The organism is Streptomyces piniterrae (genome assembly GCF_005048155.1).
Classification (GTDB): domain Bacteria; phylum Actinomycetota; class Actinomycetes; order Streptomycetales; family Streptomycetaceae; genus Streptomyces; species Streptomyces piniterrae.
In genome coordinates, this window is record NZ_SUMB01000015.1 from 66,622 (window position 1) to 83,205 (window position 16,584).

Consider the following 16,584-nt stretch of genomic DNA (forward strand, 5'->3'; position numbering starts at 1 on the left):
CGTCCACAATGGGGAACCATGATCCGCTTCGAGCATGTCACCAAGAGCTACGCCGACGGCACCACCGCCGTCGACGACCTCTCCTTCGAGGTCGCGAAGGGCGAACTCATCACGCTCGTCGGACCTTCGGGCTGCGGAAAAACGACGACGATGAAGATGGTGAACCGGCTCATCGAGCCCACCAGCGGCACCATCCGCCTGGACGGCCGCGACATATCCGCCATCGACCCCGTCGAACTCCGCCGCCACATCGGCTATGTCATCCAGCAGGTGGGGCTCTTCCCGCACAAGACCGTCCTCGACAACACCGCCACCGTCCCGCACCTCCTCGGCTGGCCGCGCAAGAAGGCCCGCACCCGCGCCGCCGAACTCCTCGACCTGGTCGGTCTGGACCCGTCGACCTACGGCGACCGCTACCCCGACCAGCTGTCCGGCGGCCAGCGCCAACGCGTCGGCGTCGCCCGCGCACTGGCCGCCGACCCGCCCGTGCTCCTGATGGACGAGCCGTTCGGCGCGGTCGACCCGGTCGTCCGCGAGCACCTCCAGAACGAATTCCTGCGGCTTCAGTCCACGCTCCACAAGACGGTCCTCTTCGTCACCCACGACATCGAGGAGGCGGTCCGGCTCGGTGACCGCATCGCCGTCTACGGGGCGGGGCGCATCGAGCAGTTCGACACCCCGGCGACGGTCCTGGGCGCCCCCGCCACCCCGTACACCGCCGAGTTCGTCGGCGCGGACCGCGGCCTGAAGCGGCTCTCCGTCACGCCCGTCGAGACCGGCGACCTCGAACATCCCCCGGTCGTCCACCTCGACGACCCCACGGACCGCGCCGCCGCCCGGCTGGCCGCCGACGGCGCCCCCTGGGCCGTCGTCCTCGACGCCGACGGATCCGTGCACGGCTGGGTCCCGGCCACGGCCCTCGCCAAGAAGTCCCTCACGAAGGGCGCCACCGTCCGCGATCACGCCCGGCGGATGGACGCCCGGCTGCCGCTCGGCGCCCCGCTCAGGCAGGCGCTCGGCGCGATGCTCCAGCATGACGCCGGCTGGATCGCGGTCCTGGACGGCGACCGCTTCCTCGGCGTCCTCACCCCCGCCCGGCTGCATGCCGCGCTGCGCCGCTCCACTACGGCCGACGCCTCGAACATTCCCCGCGGGGAGGTGGCGCTCGATACGGTCCCGGGCGCCTGAGCCGGGGCCGGAGGCCGGGACGCGGGGCAGACGGAAGCGCGGAAGGCAGGCAGGACGAAGGGCCGGCAGGGACGACAGGCCGAGCAGAACGGGCGGTCCGGGGATGCCGAGCGGTCCGGGGATGCCGAGCAAGGCAGTCGGTCCGAGATCCGAGGAGCCCGGGACAGCGGAACGCCGAGAGCCCGGGAGAGCGATACGCCGCGAGGCCGGTCTGAGCGAAGGCGCCGAGAGGCCGGCTGCGGCGGTCGGAGCGGGGCGCCGCTACGCGCGGGCCGCCCCGGGCTGGTCGTCGTCCTCATCGCCCTCCGGGAGCTTGCAGACCCGCTCCAGGAAGATCGCGGCGGCGACCACCGCCGCGCCGGCCAGCACCGACAGACCGGCGTAGATCGCCTGGTCGCGGCGCGGTCCGTCGATGCCCGAGGTCAGCAGGAACACACCGACCCCGCCGTAGAGCCCGGCGACCAGCGACGCCACCAGGGCGCTCGCCTGGCCGAAGACCACCGCGCGGGCGGCCAGCAGCGGATCGACGCCCTTGGCGCCCTGCCGTCGCTCACGCTGCGCGCGCAGCCGCGACCGGAGCGAGAACGCGGTGGCGGCCAGCACGGCGGCGATCACCGCCAGCACGATCGGCGCCGCCACCGGAACGCTCGGGAGGGTGCCCAGCGAGTCCCACAGCCGGGCGCCCGCCCAGGCGAGTACCCCTGCCGCCAGAAAGAGCCCGACCAGCACCTTGATGTGTAGCTGCTTCACCGAGCGCTCGCCCCTCGCACCGTCGTCGCCGCCCTGCCGTCGTCAGGGCCGTACTGCCGTCACGGCCGTACCGCCGTCTTGTCCGGTCCGTACGCACGCATCCCTATGCATTCGTGCCGTACCGGACCGTTCCGTATGCATCCATCCCATACGGAGGCGTTCCCTACGCATCCGTGCCGTATCCGTGCCGCATCCGTGCCGTATACAACCGGCCCGCAAGCCTAACGACTACTCGGGCAGCCGCAGTTCCAGGTCGGCGCGCGGCATCACGCCCTCGTGCCCGATGGACGACAGCAGTTCGGCCACCGCGCCGTGCCCGGGGACCTCCGCTCCCGGGTCGATGTCATGCCACGGCACCAGCACGAACGCGCGCTCATGGGCCCGCGGGTGCGGCAGGGTCAGCCGCGGATCGTCGGAGACCACGTCCTGGTAGGCCAGGATGTCGACATCGATGGTGCGCGGGCCCCAGCGCTCGTCCCGCACCCGCTCGAAGGCCTCCTCGATCGCATGCCCGCGCTCCAGGAGGGAGGACGGCGGCAGCGTCGTCTTGATCAGCACCACGGCATTGAAATACGAGGGCTGCGAGCCGGGCGCGACGCCCCACGGCTCGGTCTCGTACACCGGAGAGACCGCCTTGACCCGCAGGCCGGGGGTGTCCTCCAGGGCGTCGACGGCGCCCTGGAGCGTCTCCAGGCGATTGCCGAGGTTGCTGCCCAGCGAGATCACGGCGCGTTTGGGATTGGACAGTGTCACATCGGCGGCGTCCACCTGCTCCACGACGGAGGCGGGCACCGGCTGAACGGTCGGGTCACTGCTGGTGTTCATATACACGGCTCCGGGTGATGGTGATGGTCACGTCGTCAAAGGGGACGGTGATCGGGGCGTCCGGCTTGTGGACGACCACCTCCACCTCCTGCACCCCCTCGTGCTTGAGGCACTGGTCGGCGATCCGCTCCGCGAGCGTCTCGATGAGGTCGACCGGCTCGCCCTCCACGACGGCCACGACCTCCTCCGCCACCACGCCGTAATGCACGGTCTTCGCGAGGTCGTCGGACGCCGCCGCCGGGCGGGTGTCCAGCCCGAGCACCAGGTCCACGATGAAGGTCTGGCCCTCCTCGCGTTCCCGGGGAAACACCCCGTGGTGCCCTCGGGCCTTCAGCCCACGCAGCGCGACACGATCCACGCGAATCACTCCCACTGGTCCCACGGCACCATTGGCGCCACTTTCATCCGATACCGGGCACGCGCCGGACTCACCCGGCACACCGCCTCGTTGTCGAATCTACCTTCGAGCACTGACAGTGCCCGCCCACGGGGGCTATGGACAAGACCCCGCACTGGTGCTAAGTCCCACCCGGGGGCAGGCCGTCCGCGCGGCCTGCTTACCCCCTGGCCCGCGCCCCACCCCTACCCATGCCGCACTTGGCTCGAACGGGTGCGCCCTTGGCCTTTGCGCTGACGCCCGCCGCTGACGCGGGCCGTCGTGGCCGGGGCTCCGGCGCAGGTCAGCGGCCATGGAGCGGACCCCGGGCCGACACCCGGGTCACCCCCCGGATCGGCCCCGTGTCCACCTCTGGTTCACAGTCCGCCGGCCGCCCCGGCCCCGCCCGCCGGTCCTTCCCCGTCCTCTTCGCCGGCATCGGCGTCGGCGTCGTCCTCGTCCTCGCGGTCCGCCAGCACCGGCGACCCGTGGTGCGACCAGACCCGCCAGCCGTCCTCCGTACGCCGGAAGACATTGGTCGCCACGACCAGCTGACCGATCAGCGGCCCCACCGAGCCGTCGTCCTCCGCCGGCCCGCCGCTGAGGATGTTCTCGGTGCAGGTCACCAGTGCTGTGTCACCGAGGACATCGATCTCCACGTCCGTCAGGAAGAACTGGATGTACTCGGTGTTCGCCATGATCAGGGCGTACGAGCGAAGCACCTCGCCGCGTCCGCGCAGCACCGGCCACCCCGGGTGCACCACGCTCACCTGACCGTCCAGCCACATCTCGGACAGCGCCTCGTGATCGCCGCGCTCGATGGTCTCGTACAGGTCCGTGTTCGCCTGCTCGACCAGCTCGATGTCCGTCCGTGGGCCCAAGCCGCTCACACCGCTCCCGTCGCGTTCGCCGTCGTTTCCGTCGTTCATGCCGTACTGCCCGTGCCGCCGCTGCCGGCCGCACCCGCCGCGGTCTGCACCGCGCGTGCCACCCGTACCGCGTCCGCGCTCGCCCTGACCTCGTGCACCCGCACCGCCCAGGCCCCCTCTCGCGCCACGATCGCCGACACCGCCGCCGTCGCGGCGTCCCGCTCACGGGCCGGCGGCGGGGTGGCTCCCGCGCCGCCTGCCAGCACCCTGCCCAGGAAGCGTTTCCTCGAAGCGGCCACGAGCAGCGGCCGGCCCAGCGCCCGCAGTCGCGCCAGGTGGGCGATCAGTACGAGGTCGTGCTCGGCGTTCTTGGCGAAGCCCAGGCCCGGGTCGATGACGATCCGCTCCGGGTCGATGCCGCCGGTCACCGCGCGCTCCATGCTCTGCGCGAGCTCGTCGACGACCTCCGTGACGACATCGGCGTAGACGGCGCGGTTGTTCATGTCGATCGACTGGCCGCGCCAGTGCATCACGACGAACGGCACATGGGACGCGGCCACCACCCGCACCATCGCCGGGTCGGCGGCGCCCGCGCTCACATCGTTGACCAGCCGCGCCCCGGCCTCCACGGCCCGCTCGGCGACCGATGCGCGCATGGTGTCGACGGACACCACGGCGCCGGCCGCCGCCAGTTCCCGTACGACCGGGACGACCCGGCGCAGCTCCTCGGCCTCGTCCACCCGCGCCGCGCCGGGGCGGGTCGACTCGCCGCCCACGTCGACCATGTCGGCGCCCTGCGCGACCAGGTCGAGACCGTGTTTGACGGCGAGTTCGGTGTCGAACCACTGGCCGCCGTCGGAGAACGAATCGGGCGTCACATTGACGACGCCCATCACCGCGCAGCGGTCCCAGTCCGGCAGTCCGGCCACCCGGCCACGCAAGGTACTCATGGCACCAGCCTAGGCCGTGTGCCGACCGGCCGGATTGCGGCTACTGGCTGGGGCGCGGGGCGGTCCGCGGGCCCGGAAGCGCGGGTGGCCCGCCGGCCGGTCCGCCCCGTACGGCGGTCGCCGCTCAGGCCGCCCGCTCGACCGCCACGGCCGAGCGGACCCGCTCCGCCGTGTGCGCACAGGGCCGCGGCTCGGGGGCCCGCTTGCGGCGCAGTACGCGCGGCAGGCCGAGCTCCAGGTAGCCCTCGGCCTGGAGTGCGGCGAGGCCGATACGGGGGATGTCGCGGCTGTTGCGGAAGACCACGAAGCGGGGCTCCCAGCGGGGCCGGAACTTGTCGTTGAACTTGTAGAGCGACTCGATCTGGTACCAGCGGGACAGGAAGATCAGCATGCCGCGCCAGATCCGGATGACCGGCCCGGCGCCGAGCTTCTCGCCTCGCTCCAGGGAGGAGCGGAACACCGCGAAGTTCAGCGACACCTGCTTGATCCGCAGGTCCGGCGCGGCCTGCAGCGCCGCGACGATCAGCAGCTCGTTCATGCCGGGGTCGGCGCTGCGGTCGCGCCGCATCAGCTCCAGGGAGATGCCGCTGTCCCCCCACGGCACGAAGTGCTGCATGGCCTTGAGGTCCCCGTACGGTCCCGGCTCCTCGCCCTCGCCGGGCGCCAGATGGGCGGTGGCGATCACCGCGTCGCCGTCGGCCACCGCGTCGATCCGGCCCAGCGCCATGGAGAAGCCGCGCTCGGTGTCGGTGTCCCGCCAGGCGTCCGCGGCCTTCTGGATCCGGGCCAGCTCCTCCGGTTCCAGGTCGCGCACCCGCCGCACCCGGGTCTCGTAGCCGTTGCGCTCGATGCGCTTGACCATCTGCCGGACGTTGCGCATCGCCCGGCCGGTCAGGGTGAAGTCCGCCACGTCCACGATCGCCTCGTCGCCGAGCTCCAGCGCGTCCATGCCGGTCTCCCGGGTCCACACCTGGCCGCCGGTCTCGCTGCAACCGGTGACCGCCGGCGTCCAGGAGTGCGCCTGCGCCTCGGCCATGAAGCGCTCGATGGCCCCCGGCCAGGCTTCGACATCGCCGATCGGATCGCCGCTGGCGAGCATCACGCCGGAGATCACCCGGTAGCAGACGGCGGCCTTGCCGGTCGGCGAGAAGACCACGCCCTTGTCGTGGCGGAGCGCGAAGTAGCCGAGCGAGTCCCGGGCGCCGTGTTTGTCGAGCAGTTCCCGCAGCCGCTGCTCGTCGTCGTCGGTCAGCCGGGCCGCCGGGTGCTCGGGGCGGAAGGCGAGGTAGGCGGTGGTGGCGACGGTGAGCAGGCCGAGCGCGCCGAGGGAGTAGCCGACGGTGTAGTCGACCTGGTGGGTGTAGCCGATCGGGCCCTCGAAGCCGAACAGGCCCCACAGGACGTGCTGCGCCCGGTCCCAGAAGGACGGCGAGCCGATGATCTTGTGGGGGTGGGAGCTGACGATCACCATGCCGATGGCGAAGCTCGCGCCGCCGAGGACGACGAGATTGGCGACGGCCTTCCAGCGGCTGCGCGGGTCGGGGAGGGCCGCGAAGGCGCGCCGGTGGCGGACCAGGAACAGCAGCAGGGCGAGCGAGAGCACCGCTCCGAAAACGGAGTGGCGGTAGACGAGCTGAGCGGCGATCCCCACCGGGAGCAGCGCCACGGCCGCCCCCCAGGCCCGTCGCTTACGCCGTTTGAGGCCGTGCGCCAGCAGAAGCAGCAGGATGCCGACGACGATCGAGGCGGCGGCCGCCAGCGGGCTCACCGCGCCCGGCAGGACCTCGGCCAGGGCGTGCACCCGGCTGTGCCGGAACCGCGGAAACACACCGGCCGCCAGGTTCAGCAGGCCCACGACCACACCGGCCGTGCCGACGATCCCGGGCACCGATTCGGGCTTCGGGCCACGGAGCCAGCGTGGCGTTCGCCACGCAACCGTCTCCGACTTTTCGCCATCTTGCCTGTCAGACATCACTTTCCCGTCGCCCCGGTCGAGAGAACGTGCGAGCCTTGTCGCAGCATCTGGACTTTTTGCGCCCTGTATGACGGCGTTTCAGGGCTCGGGGTTCCATTCGCGGCAGGGATGGGCCGGCCGCCCGGAAGAAAGCACCACATGGGTCTCACCAGCAAGAAAGTGCTGCTTATAGCCGTCCTCATAGCAGTGGCACTGTTTGTCCTCACGATTTGGCTCTGGCCGCGCCTTTCCAGGGGAAACTGGCGCGCGGTCGTCGGCCGGATCGGTCTGCTTCTGGCGACCCAGCTCTCCCTCTTCGCCTCGGTCGGCCTGATGGCCAACAATTCCTTCGGCTTCTACGCGTCCTGGGCCGACCTCTTCGGCCAGGAGCAGGAGCCGGGCGTGGTCACCAATTACGAGACGGGCCCGAACGGCACCAAGCTGAAGATGCTGGGCACCGAGCACCTCAGCATCCAGGGCGGCTCCAAGCCGAAGGTCGCGGGACGGATCGAGAAGGTCCTGGTCCGCGGCGAGCAGTCCAAGATCACCAGCCCCGCGTTCGTCTATCTGCCGCCGCAGTACTTCCAGCACAAGTACGCCGGGAAGAAGTTCCCCGCGACCGTGGTCCTCACCGGCTACCCGGGCACCGCCCAGGCCCTCTACAAGAAGCTGCATTTCCCGCAGACGCAGCACGGCCTGCTCAAGCAGAAGAAGATGCAGCCGACCATTCTGGTGATGATGCGGCCGACCGTGGCGCCGCCCCGTGACACGGAGTGCGTGGACATACCCAACGGCCCGCAGACCGAGACGTTCTTCACCAAGGACCTGCGGGCCGATATATCCCAGCACTACCGCATCGGCACCGAGGCCAAGAACTGGGGCATCATCGGCGACTCCACCGGCGGCTACTGCGCGCTGAAGATGACCATGCGCCACCCCGAGGCGTTCTCCACCGGCGCCGCCCTCTCCGGCAACTACAAGGCCCCCATCGACGCCACCACCGGCGACCTCTTCGGCGGCAACCCCCAGCTGGAGCGCGAGAACAACCTCCTGTGGCGCCAGAAGAACATGGCAGCGCCGCCGGTGAACCTCCTGGTCACCACCAGCAAGCAGGGCGAGGAGAACTACCAGAAGACGCTGCAGTTCATCCAGCAGACGAAGTCGCCCTCGCGCATCTCGTCGATCATCCTCGACAGCGGCGGCCACAACTTCAACACCTGGCGCCGTGAGATCCCCGCCGCCCTGGAATGGATCGGGCAGCACCTCAAGCCCTGAGCCGCCACCGGGCGGCCCCGGCTCCCTCCCCGGAAACCGGGACTAGCGGGCCACTACCAGCGGCCCTGGCCAGCGGCCCTGACTAACGGGCCATTATCAGGCTCATCGCCTCGGCCCGGGTCGAGGAGTCCCGCAGCTGTCCGCGCACCGCGGACGTCGTCGTCTTGGCGCCGGGCTTGCGTATCCCGCGCACCGACATGCACATGTGCTCGGCCTCGATCACCACGATCGCTCCGCGCGCTTCGAGAATGCGCATCAGGGAGTCGGCGATCTGCGTGGTCAGCCGCTCCTGCACCTGCGGGCGGCGGGCGTAGACCTCCACGAGCCGGGCCAGCTTGGACAGCCCGGTGATCTTGCCGTTCTCCGCCGGAATGTAGCCGACATGCGCCACGCCGTGGAACGGCAGGAGATGGTGTTCGCACAAAGACACGATCTCGATGTCCTTCACCAGGACCATCTCGTCGTGCCCGAGGTCGAAGGTGGTCGTCAGGACGTCCTCCGGCTGCTGCCACAGGCCCGCCAGGATCTCCTTGTACGCCCGGGCCACCCGCGCCGGCGTCTCCAGCAGTCCCTCACGGTCCGGATCCTCGCCGACCGCGATGAGCAGTTCACGTACGGCGTTTTCGGCGCGCTTCTCGTCGAAAACGCCGATCTTGCCTTCGACGTCCAGCGTCACAGGGTCCGTCATGTGGTGCCTCGTTCCTTCTGCGCCCGCTCGAAACGCGGAATGCCGCGCCCCCAGGCTAAAACCTGCGGGGCGCGGCATTCATTCCGGGGCCGATGTGACCCTCGGCTCAGCTCTCCGGGCGCGGCTCCTCGGCGACGTCCGCCTTCTCCGTGGAGACGGTGGTCGTCGTCGGCACCGAGCCGTTGGCCGGGCTCAGCTCCTTGGGCGACAGCACCGGCGGGCGGGTCGAGGGCGTACGACGGGAGGAGCCGGTCCACGCCGGGCGGGCCGGGCGCTTCACGATGTGCTTGAAGATCTCCGCGACCTCCTCCTTGCCCAGCGTCTCCTTCTCCAGGAGGGCCAGGACGAGGTTGTCGAGCACATCCCGGTTCTCGACCAGGATCTCCCACGCCTCGTTGTGCGCGGTCTCGATGAGCTTCTTGACTTCCTCATCGACCAGCGCGGCGACCTCTTCCGAGTAGTCGCGCTGGTGACCCATCTCACGGCCCAGGAAGGGCTCGGAGTTGTCGGTGCCGAACTTGATCGCGCCGAGCCGCTCGGTCATGCCGTACTGCGTGACCATCGCGCGGGCCGTGGCGGTGGCCTTCTCGATGTCGTTCGCGGCGCCCGTGGTCGGGTCGTGGAAGACCAGCTCCTCCGCCGCGCGCCCGCCCAGCATGTACGCCAGCTGGTCGAGCATCTCGTTGCGGGTGGTGGAGTACTTGTCCTCGTCGGGCAGGACCATGGTGTAGCCCAGGGCCCGGCCGCGGGACAGGATCGTGATCTTGTGGACCGGGTCGGAGTTCGGTGAGGCCGCCGCGACCAGGGCGTGTCCGCCCTCGTGGTACGCGGTGATCTTCTTCTCCTTGTCGGACATGATCCGGGTCCGCTTCTGCGGTCCGGCCACGACACGGTCGATCGCCTCGTCCAGGAACTTGTTGTCGATCAGCTTGGCGTCACTGCGGGCCGTGAGCAGCGCGGCCTCGTTGAGGACGTTGGACAGATCGGCACCGGTGAAGCCGGGGGTGCGCTTGGCGACGGCCGAGAGGTCGACGTCCGGGGCGACCGGCTTGCCCTTCTGGTGCACCTTGAGGATCTCCAGGCGGCCCTGCATGTCCGGGCGGTCGACGGCGATCTGCCGGTCGAAGCGGCCGGGACGCAGCAGCGCCGGGTCGAGGATGTCCGGCCGGTTCGTGGCGGCGATGAGGATCACGCCGCCCTTCACGTCGAAGCCGTCCATCTCGACGAGGAGCTGGTTGAGGGTCTGCTCACGCTCGTCGTGGCCACCGCCGAGGCCCGCACCGCGGTGCCGGCCGACGGCGTCGATCTCGTCGACGAAGACGATCGCCGGGGCGTTCGCCTTGGCCTGCTCGAAGAGGTCGCGCACCCGGGAGGCACCGACGCCGACGAACATCTCGACGAAGTCGGAGCCGGAGATCGAGTAGAACGGGACGCCGGCCTCACCGGCGACGGCGCGGGCGAGCAGCGTCTTGCCCGTTCCGGGCGGGCCGTACAGCAGTACGCCCTTGGGGATCTTGGCGCCGACGGCCTGGAACTTCGCCGGCTCCTGCAGGAACTCCTTGATCTCGTGGAGTTCCTCGACCGCCTCATCGGACCCCGCGACGTCCGAGAACGTCGTCTTGGGGGTGTCCTTGGTGATGAGCTTCGCCTTGGACTTCCCGAAGTTCATCACCCGGGAGCCGCCGCCCTGCATCTGGTTCATCAGGAACAGGAAGACGACCACGATGAGGACGAAGGGGAGCAGCGACAGCAGCACACCGACGAACGGGTTCTGCTTCGACGGCTCGACGGTGTAGCCGTCCTTGATCTCCTTCGTCAGGTACTTGGACTGCAGTTGCTTGGCCAGATCGACGCCCTGGTCGCCGATGTAGCTCGCCTGGATCTTGTTGGAGCCGTCGATCTTGTTGTCGCCCGACAGCTCGACCTTGATCTTGTTCTCGTCGCCGGTCGTCAGCTCGGCGGATTTCACCTTGTTGTCAACGATCGCCTTGACGACCTGACCGGTGTCCACCGTCTTGTAGCCGCCGGACGAGCCGACGACCTGCATCAACACGACCACGGCGAGGACGGCCAGCACGATCCACATGACCGGCCCACGGAAGTATCGCTTCACGTCCATCCATACGGAGCCGCTTAGGCCCCGTCCCTCCTGCCACAGTGAGGCACAACGCCCTCGGGAGGGCTGGTCGTGCGTACGGTGTATTACTGGCCCGAATAAAGCCTGCCTTCGGACGGTACCCCAGCATTGTCACCCGACGGCGCGCTGCGCGGTTAACAATGCGGCTTGCGATACCGCTCTCCCTGCTCCAACGGCGGGAGACCCCGAAGGGTTCCCGCCGGGCCAGGGAGGGCCGTACGGGGCTCTCAGCCGCCGTACACGTGCGGCGAGAGGGTACCGACGAACGGCAGGTTGCGGTACTTCTCCGCGAAGTCCAGGCCGTAACCGACGACGAACTCGTTGGGGATGTCGAAGCCGATCCACTTCACGTCGATGGCGACCTTGGCGGCTTCCGGCTTGCGCAGCAGCGTGCAGACCTCCAGGGAGGCCGGCTCGCGCGAGCCGAGGTTGGACAGCAGCCACGACAGCGTCAGGCCGGAGTCGATGATGTCCTCGACGATCAGGACGTGCTTGCCCTTGATGTCGGTGTCGAGGTCCTTGAGGATGCGGACCACACCGGAGGACTGGGTGCCCGCGCCGTAGGACGACACGGCCATCCAGTCCATCGTGACGGGGGTGGACAGCGCACGCGCCAGGTCCGCCATCACCATCACGGCTCCCTTGAGGACGCCGATGATGAGCAGGTCCTTGCCCGCGTACTCCGCGTCGATCTTCGCGGCCAGCTCGGCCAGCTTCGCGTCGATCTCTTCTTTGCTGATGAGTACCGACTTAAGGTCGGCGCCCATGTCCTTGTCGTCCACCCGTGCCACTCTCGTTCGGTTCGGTGTCATGTCAGTCGTGAGACTCATGAAGCGGGGCAGTGTGCGGTGCTGCGGCTCAGCCCTGCCGAATCACCAGTCTGCCACCCTGCCGTCGCACACCTACGCGCCCGGGGAGGTTGATGGCGCCCTGCCCGCGCCAGGCCGTGATCAGCCGGTCGACTTCTTCGATGTGGCGGGCGAAGAGCGAACCGGCGGGTGAGCCCGCGCCGATGACAGCCCGGCGCAGCACCCGGCGGCGCACCGCGGGGGGCAGCGCGAAGAGGGCCGCGATGTCGAGGCCGCCGCTTTCGTCGAGCACCGTGCCCTCCGCGTCGGCCGCCCAGGCGTCCAGCGCGTCGGCGTCGTCGCGGGAGAGCTGCGCGGTACGGGCGAGGGCCTCGACGACGCCCTTGCCGAGAGCTTTCTCCAGGGCGGGCAGTCCTTCGTGGCGCAGCCGTGAGCGGGTGTACGCGGGGTCGGTGTTGTGCGGGTCGTCCCAGACGGGCAGCGACTGGATGAGGCACGCCTTGCGGGCGGTCTGGCGGTCCACGTCCAGGAAGGGCCGGCGGTAGCGGCCGTCCCGCCCGGTGGTCGCGGCCATGCCGGACAGGGAGCGGGTGCCGGAGCCGCGGGCGAGGCCGAGCAGCACCGTTTCCGCTTGGTCGTCACGGGTGTGGCCGAGGAGGACCGCGGCGGCGCCGAGGCGCTCCGCGGTGGCGTCGAGCGCGGCGTAGCGGGCGTCGCGGGCGGCGGCTTCCGGCCCTCCCCCGCGGCCCACCTGGACCGCGACGGTCTCCACGGGGTCGAGCCGCAGGGCCCGCAGCCGCAGGGCGACCTCGGTGGCGCGGAGGTCCGAGCCGTCCTGGAGGCCGTGGTCGATGGTGACGCCCCCGGCGCGGACGCCCAGCTTGGGGGCTTCGAAGGCGAGAGCGGAGGCGAGCGCCATGGAGTCGGCGCCGCCGGAGCAGGCGACGAGCACGAGCGGGGAGCCCTGCCGGTCCTGCGCGAAGTGGTCGTTCAGTACGTCGTGGAGTACGCGGCGGACCGCCAGGCGTATCGCGGCGACCGCTGGATGGGGACCCATGTCCGTTTCCAATCGTTCAGCTGGGAGCTGGAGAGCCTCGGGCCGTGGACGCTGAATCGTCACACAGAGTGCCTAGATGGTGACAGAGGCGAGCAGTTCCCCGAGCATTGCACGCCTATCCATCGGTCACGGTCCCTCGGACGAGTGATAGAAGGGGCGCTCTTCTGCCGTGCAGCGTGCCCAGCTCACGCCGTACGGCTACGGTGCCCCATCCGCCTTGCGATGCACCCGCGCGATCCAGTCCGCCGGTTTGGCGATCTCCTGTTTGGTGGGGAGGGTGTTCGGCGACGTCCAGACGCGGTTGAAACCGTCCATGCCGACCTCCTCGGCGACGGCCCGCACGAACCGCTCGCCGTCACGGTACTGCCGCAGCTTGGCGTCCAGGCCGAGCAGTTTGCGCAGCGCCTGGTCGAGCCGGCCGGCGCCGCTGGCCCGCCGCTTCTGGAACTTCTCCCGGATCTCCGCGACCGACGGCACGACCTCGGGCCCGACACCGTCCATCACGTAGTCCGCGTGCCCCTCCAGCAGCGACATCACGGCCGTCAACCGCCCGAGGATCTCCCGCTGCGCCGGCGTCTGCACGAGATCGACGATCGAGTGCCCGCCTTCGTCGCCCTCCTCGCCCTCCGGCTTGGCACCGGCCAGCGACTGGGCGGCCTCGCGCAGCCGCTCCAGGAGCGTGCCCGGGTCGATGTCCGTCTCGCCGAGGAACGACTGGATCTCACCCTCGATGTGATCCCGCAGCCACGGCACGGCGGTGAACTGCGTGCGGTGCGTCTCCTCGTGGAGGCACACCCACAGCCGGAAGTCGTGCGGGTCGACCTCCATCTCCCGCTCCACGTGCACGATGTTCGGCGCGACGAGCAGCAGCCGGCCGCCCTGCGCCGCGGCGGGAAGGTCGCGGGAGGCGGGCGCGAACGTCTCGTACTGGCCGAGGACACGGGACGCCAGGAACGAGAGCAGCATGCCCAGCTCGACGCCGGTCACCTTGCCGCCGACCGCGCCGAGCACGCCGCCGCCGGGGACCGTCGAACGGCGGTCCTCCATCTTGTCCAGCAGGGGCTTGAGGACGGCCCGGAACCCGGCGACGTTGGCGCGGATCCAGCCGGGCCGGTCCACTACGAGGACCGGCGTGTCATGCGGCACGCCCTCCTCGGCGCCGGGCTGCGCCATCCGCGTGAACGCGCGCACATGCTCCTCGGAGGCCTTCGCGTGCCGGCGCAACTCGGCGACGATCGCCCGCGCCTCGTCCCGGCTCACCTCTGGACCGGGCCGCACAAACCGGGTCGCGGTCGCAACCGCGAGGTTCCAGTCGACCATCTCCGCACCACCGATGCTCGTCATGGCTTCACGGTACGTGGGCACTGCGCTCGGGGGTAGCCGGTCGCCGTGCTCGGCCGCACCCCGGGTGACGCGGCGGTTTGCCCGAGCCGCGTCGGCGACGGCGCCTCAGGGCCTGGCCGGCCCCCACCCGTCGAACAGGCCCTAGCGACAGCCGCAGTTCGCCACCGCCGAGGCCAGCCGGTCCAGGGCCTCCTGCGCGCCCTGCGCGCTGCCCGTGCCGCTGGTCATGAACGCGAAGACCAGAAGGCGGCCGTCGGCGTCGACGACCGTGCCGGCGAGCGTGTTCACGCCCGTCAAGGTCCCGGTCTTCGCGCGTACGGCGCCGGCGCCGGCGGTCTGGCCCGCGTAGCGGCCGCTGAGGGTGCCGGTGAAGGCGGCCACCGGGAGGCCGGTGAGCACCGGGCGCAGCGCCGGGTGGTCGGGTGCGGACGCCTGCAGCAGGAGGTGGGAGAGCAGCGCGGCGGAGACCTTGTCGGCCCGGTCCAGGCCGCTGCCGTCGGCGAAGACGGCGCCGGTGAGGGGGAGGTGCCGGCGCGCCAGAGCGCCTCGTACGGCCTTGCCCGCGCCGGCGAAGCTGGCCGGCTGACCGGCCGCGATGGCAGTCTGACGGGCCAGCGCCTCGGCGATGTCGTTGTCGGAGTAGGTGAGCATCCGCTCCACGAGGGCGGAGAGCGGCAAGGAGTGGACGGCGGCGAGGCGGTCGTGCCGGGCGGGGGCCTTGGCGGGGCGGGCGTCGACGTCGACGGTGATGCCGCGCTCGCGCAGCAGGCCGGCGAAGGTGCGGGCCGCGGCCGCTGCCGGGTCCGCCTCGCGCGGCGCCGTGCCGTGTTCGCTGCGGTCCAGGCGGGCCTCGTCGGCCATCAGGGCGACGACGGGCGCGATGTTCTCGTTGGGGCCGATGGGGTGCAGAACGGGCCCCGAGTACGCCGAGGTGTCGTAGCCGAGTGCGATCTTCGTGGTCCCGCGCTTCTTGAGGGCGCGGGCGGTGTCGTCGGCCAGGGTGCGCAGATTCGCGGGGTGTTCCTCGGCGCCGTGCCGGGGCGCCCGTGCGGTGAGCGTCGGGTCGCCGCCGCCGATCAGAACGACGCGGTTCTTCGCGCCGCTCACGACGGTGGTGTCGATGCGGTGGTCGGCGCCGAGTTCGGCGAGCGCGGCGACGGCGGTGGCGAGCTTGACCGTGGAGGCGGGGGTGGTGGCCGTGCCCTGCCGGGCGCCGAAGACCTCGTGCCCGGAGGCGACGTCCACGACGGAGGCGGCCCGCAGCGAGCCCAGCGACGGGTCCTTGAGCAGCGGCGCGAGCGCGTCGGCCAGCCCCGCGCCGGTGGGTGCCGGGGCCGCGCCCCGGCCGGCGGCACCGTGTGCGGGCCCGCCGAGCGCCGCCAGTACGGGCGGCGCTTCGGGGGCGGCGGGGTCGTGCCCCGGGCCGTGATGCTCGCCACCTGTGCCCGCTCCGGCGGCCGCCAGCGCCCGCTCGGCCGTACGCTGGCCCGAGTCCCACGGCCCGGACGCCGCCACCGCGACGACCGCGACCGCCAGGCCGGTGGCGGCGGACACCGCTGTCAGCCGCCAGGTCTGCCGCGTTTGGCGGGGTGCGGACCGCCACGCCTCGCGCGCGGCGCCCGACGCCGCTCGCGCGGACTGTCCCGTCTCCCGCGCGCAGCGCTGCGCCGACTGCCATCTGACCTGCCACTTTCTGGTCTCCGGCACCTCGGACCAGCCCCTTTCGCCACCACACACCTGCGTGGGGGACACTTAATCACCAGAACTATGTGTTGATCATGGAGGAGCCACCCGTGGAGTTCGACGTCACCATCGAGATCCCGAAGGGTTCGCGGAACAAGTACGAGGTGGACCACGAGACCGGTCGGATCCGCCTGGACCGTCGACTCTTCACCTCGACCAGCTACCCCGCCGACTACGGTTTTGTCGAGAACACGCTGGGCGAGGACGGCGACCCGCTGGACGCCCTGGTCATCCTGGACGAGCCGACTTTCCCCGGCTGCCTCATCAAGTGCCGCGCCATCGGCATGTTCCGCATGACGGACGAGGCCGGCGGCGACGACAAGCTGCTGTGCGTGCCGGCGTCCGACCCGCGGGTGGAGCACCTTCGGGACATCCACCACGTGTCGGAGTTCGACCGCCTGGAGATCCAGCACTTCTTCGAGGTCTACAAGGACCTGGAGCCCGGCAAGTCCGTCGAGGGCGCCAACTGGGTCGGCCGCACCGAGGCCGAGGCCGAGATCGAGGCTTCGTACAAGCGCCTCGAGGCGCAGGGCGGCGCGCACTGAAAGTGCTCTGACGCGCTCTGATTTTCGTACGCGAACGGGCGGCACCCACTTGGGGGGTGCCGCCCGTTCGCGTA

At 70.7% G+C, this 16,584-nt stretch carries 15 protein-coding genes; 3 read left to right on the forward strand and 12 right to left on the reverse strand.

The genetic code is table 11. The annotated features are described in order from the left end of the window. The first annotated feature begins 18 nt into the window (after positions 1–18). Positions 19–1,188 (forward strand): ABC transporter ATP-binding protein, encoded by a 1,170-nt coding sequence (locus tag FCH28_RS33245; protein WP_136743945.1) that lies wholly within the window; start codon positions 19–21, stop codon positions 1,186–1,188. A 261-nt stretch (positions 1,189–1,449) separates the two neighbouring features. Here the strand turns inward: FCH28_RS33245 and FCH28_RS33250 are convergent, their stop codons facing one another. The 6 genes from FCH28_RS33250 to FCH28_RS33275 form a co-directional block, all read right to left on the reverse strand. Continuing rightward, positions 1,450–1,938: a DUF3180 domain-containing protein gene (locus FCH28_RS33250; protein ID WP_136743946.1), complete on the reverse strand. Its 489-nt coding sequence runs from the start codon at positions 1,936–1,938 to the stop codon at positions 1,450–1,452. A 228-nt stretch (positions 1,939–2,166) separates the two neighbouring features. Further along, positions 2,167–2,763 carry a 2-amino-4-hydroxy-6-hydroxymethyldihydropteridine diphosphokinase gene (folK, locus tag FCH28_RS33255; protein ID WP_136743947.1) on the reverse strand — a complete coding sequence of 199 codons (597 nt, stop codon included), beginning with the start codon at positions 2,761–2,763 and terminating at the stop codon, positions 2,167–2,169. Further along, entirely contained in the window at positions 2,747–3,121 is a 375-nt protein-coding gene (gene folB / locus FCH28_RS33260; RefSeq protein ID WP_136743948.1) for a dihydroneopterin aldolase, read from the reverse strand. Before folB ends, folK begins: the two co-directional genes overlap by 17 nt. Positions 3,122–3,516: 395 nt before the next feature. Further along, positions 3,517–4,068, reverse strand: coding sequence for a nuclear transport factor 2 family protein (locus FCH28_RS33265; RefSeq protein WP_246103442.1), 552 nt, complete (start codon positions 4,066–4,068; stop codon positions 3,517–3,519). Further along, positions 4,065–4,958 carry a dihydropteroate synthase gene (gene folP, locus FCH28_RS33270; RefSeq protein WP_246103443.1) on the reverse strand — a complete coding sequence of 298 codons (894 nt, stop codon included), beginning with the start codon at positions 4,956–4,958 and terminating at the stop codon, positions 4,065–4,067. Before folP ends, FCH28_RS33265 begins: the two co-directional genes overlap by 4 nt. A gap of 124 nt (positions 4,959–5,082) precedes the next feature. After that, the gene (locus FCH28_RS33275) at positions 5,083–6,930 is read right to left on the reverse strand and encodes a phosphatidylglycerol lysyltransferase domain-containing protein (protein ID WP_169314316.1); all 1,848 of its coding nucleotides are present in this window, start codon (positions 6,928–6,930) and stop codon (positions 5,083–5,085) included. A gap of 141 nt (positions 6,931–7,071) precedes the next feature. Between FCH28_RS33275 and FCH28_RS33280 the strand changes: the two genes are divergently transcribed. After that, complete coding sequence (locus FCH28_RS33280) at positions 7,072–8,187, forward strand: alpha/beta hydrolase (RefSeq protein WP_136743950.1); 1,116 nt, start codon at positions 7,072–7,074, stop codon at positions 8,185–8,187. An 82-nt stretch (positions 8,188–8,269) separates the two neighbouring features. Here the strand turns inward: FCH28_RS33280 and folE are convergent, their stop codons facing one another. From folE to dacB, 6 genes are all read right to left on the reverse strand, one after another. Beyond that, on the reverse strand, positions 8,270–8,875 hold the full coding sequence (gene folE, locus FCH28_RS33285) for a GTP cyclohydrolase I FolE (RefSeq protein ID WP_136743951.1): 606 nt from the start codon (positions 8,873–8,875) through the stop codon (positions 8,270–8,272). Positions 8,876–8,981: 106 nt separating this feature from the next. Further along, positions 8,982–10,994, reverse strand: a complete 2,013-nt coding sequence (gene ftsH, locus FCH28_RS33290) for an ATP-dependent zinc metalloprotease FtsH (protein WP_136743952.1) — start codon at positions 10,992–10,994, stop codon at positions 8,982–8,984. A gap of 245 nt (positions 10,995–11,239) precedes the next feature. After that, the gene (gene hpt, locus FCH28_RS33295; protein WP_136744087.1) at positions 11,240–11,779 is read right to left on the reverse strand and encodes a hypoxanthine phosphoribosyltransferase; all 540 of its coding nucleotides are present in this window, start codon (positions 11,777–11,779) and stop codon (positions 11,240–11,242) included. Between the two features lie 91 nt (positions 11,780–11,870). Then, the gene (gene tilS / locus FCH28_RS33300; protein ID WP_136743953.1) at positions 11,871–12,878 is read right to left on the reverse strand and encodes a tRNA lysidine(34) synthetase TilS; all 1,008 of its coding nucleotides are present in this window, start codon (positions 12,876–12,878) and stop codon (positions 11,871–11,873) included. 198 nt (positions 12,879–13,076) lie between these two features. Beyond that, positions 13,077–14,222, reverse strand: a complete 1,146-nt coding sequence (locus FCH28_RS33305; protein WP_136743954.1) for a zinc-dependent metalloprotease — start codon at positions 14,220–14,222, stop codon at positions 13,077–13,079. Between the two features lie 141 nt (positions 14,223–14,363). After that, positions 14,364–15,929, reverse strand: a complete 1,566-nt coding sequence (gene dacB, locus FCH28_RS33310; protein WP_136743955.1) for a D-alanyl-D-alanine carboxypeptidase/D-alanyl-D-alanine endopeptidase — start codon at positions 15,927–15,929, stop codon at positions 14,364–14,366. Between the two features lie 86 nt (positions 15,930–16,015). Here dacB and FCH28_RS33315 point away from each other — a divergent pair, with 86 nt between their 5' ends. Next, a complete protein-coding gene (locus FCH28_RS33315; RefSeq protein WP_108151010.1) occupies positions 16,016–16,510 on the forward strand; it encodes an inorganic diphosphatase in 495 nt (164 codons plus the stop codon). The last annotated feature ends 74 nt before the right edge of the window (positions 16,511–16,584 follow it).

Bases quoted from the DNA above. Each gene is read 5' to 3' on its own strand.
- FCH28_RS33305 (WP_136743954.1), bottom strand. From the start codon at position 14,222: ATGACGAGCATCGGTGGTGCGGAGATGGTCGACTGGAACCTCGCGGTT.
- ftsH (WP_136743952.1), bottom strand. From the start codon at position 10,994: ATGGACGTGAAGCGATACTTCCGTGGGCCGGTCATGTGGATCGTGCTG.
- FCH28_RS33275 (WP_169314316.1), bottom strand. From the start codon at position 6,930: ATGTCTGACAGGCAAGATGGCGAAAAGTCGGAGACGGTTGCGTGGCGA.
- folK (WP_136743947.1), bottom strand. From the start codon at position 2,763: ATGAACACCAGCAGTGACCCGACCGTTCAGCCGGTGCCCGCCTCCGTC.
- hpt (WP_136744087.1), bottom strand. From the start codon at position 11,779: ATGGGCGCCGACCTTAAGTCGGTACTCATCAGCAAAGAAGAGATCGAC.
- folP (WP_246103443.1), bottom strand. From the start codon at position 4,958: ATGAGTACCTTGCGTGGCCGGGTGGCCGGACTGCCGGACTGGGACCGC.
- FCH28_RS33265 (WP_246103442.1), bottom strand. From the start codon at position 4,068: ATGAACGACGGAAACGACGGCGAACGCGACGGGAGCGGTGTGAGCGGC.
- FCH28_RS33245 (WP_136743945.1), top strand. From the start codon at position 19: ATGATCCGCTTCGAGCATGTCACCAAGAGCTACGCCGACGGCACCACC.
- folE (WP_136743951.1), bottom strand. From the start codon at position 8,875: ATGACGGACCCTGTGACGCTGGACGTCGAAGGCAAGATCGGCGTTTTC.
- FCH28_RS33280 (WP_136743950.1), top strand. From the start codon at position 7,072: ATGGGTCTCACCAGCAAGAAAGTGCTGCTTATAGCCGTCCTCATAGCA.
- tilS (WP_136743953.1), bottom strand. From the start codon at position 12,878: ATGGGTCCCCATCCAGCGGTCGCCGCGATACGCCTGGCGGTCCGCCGC.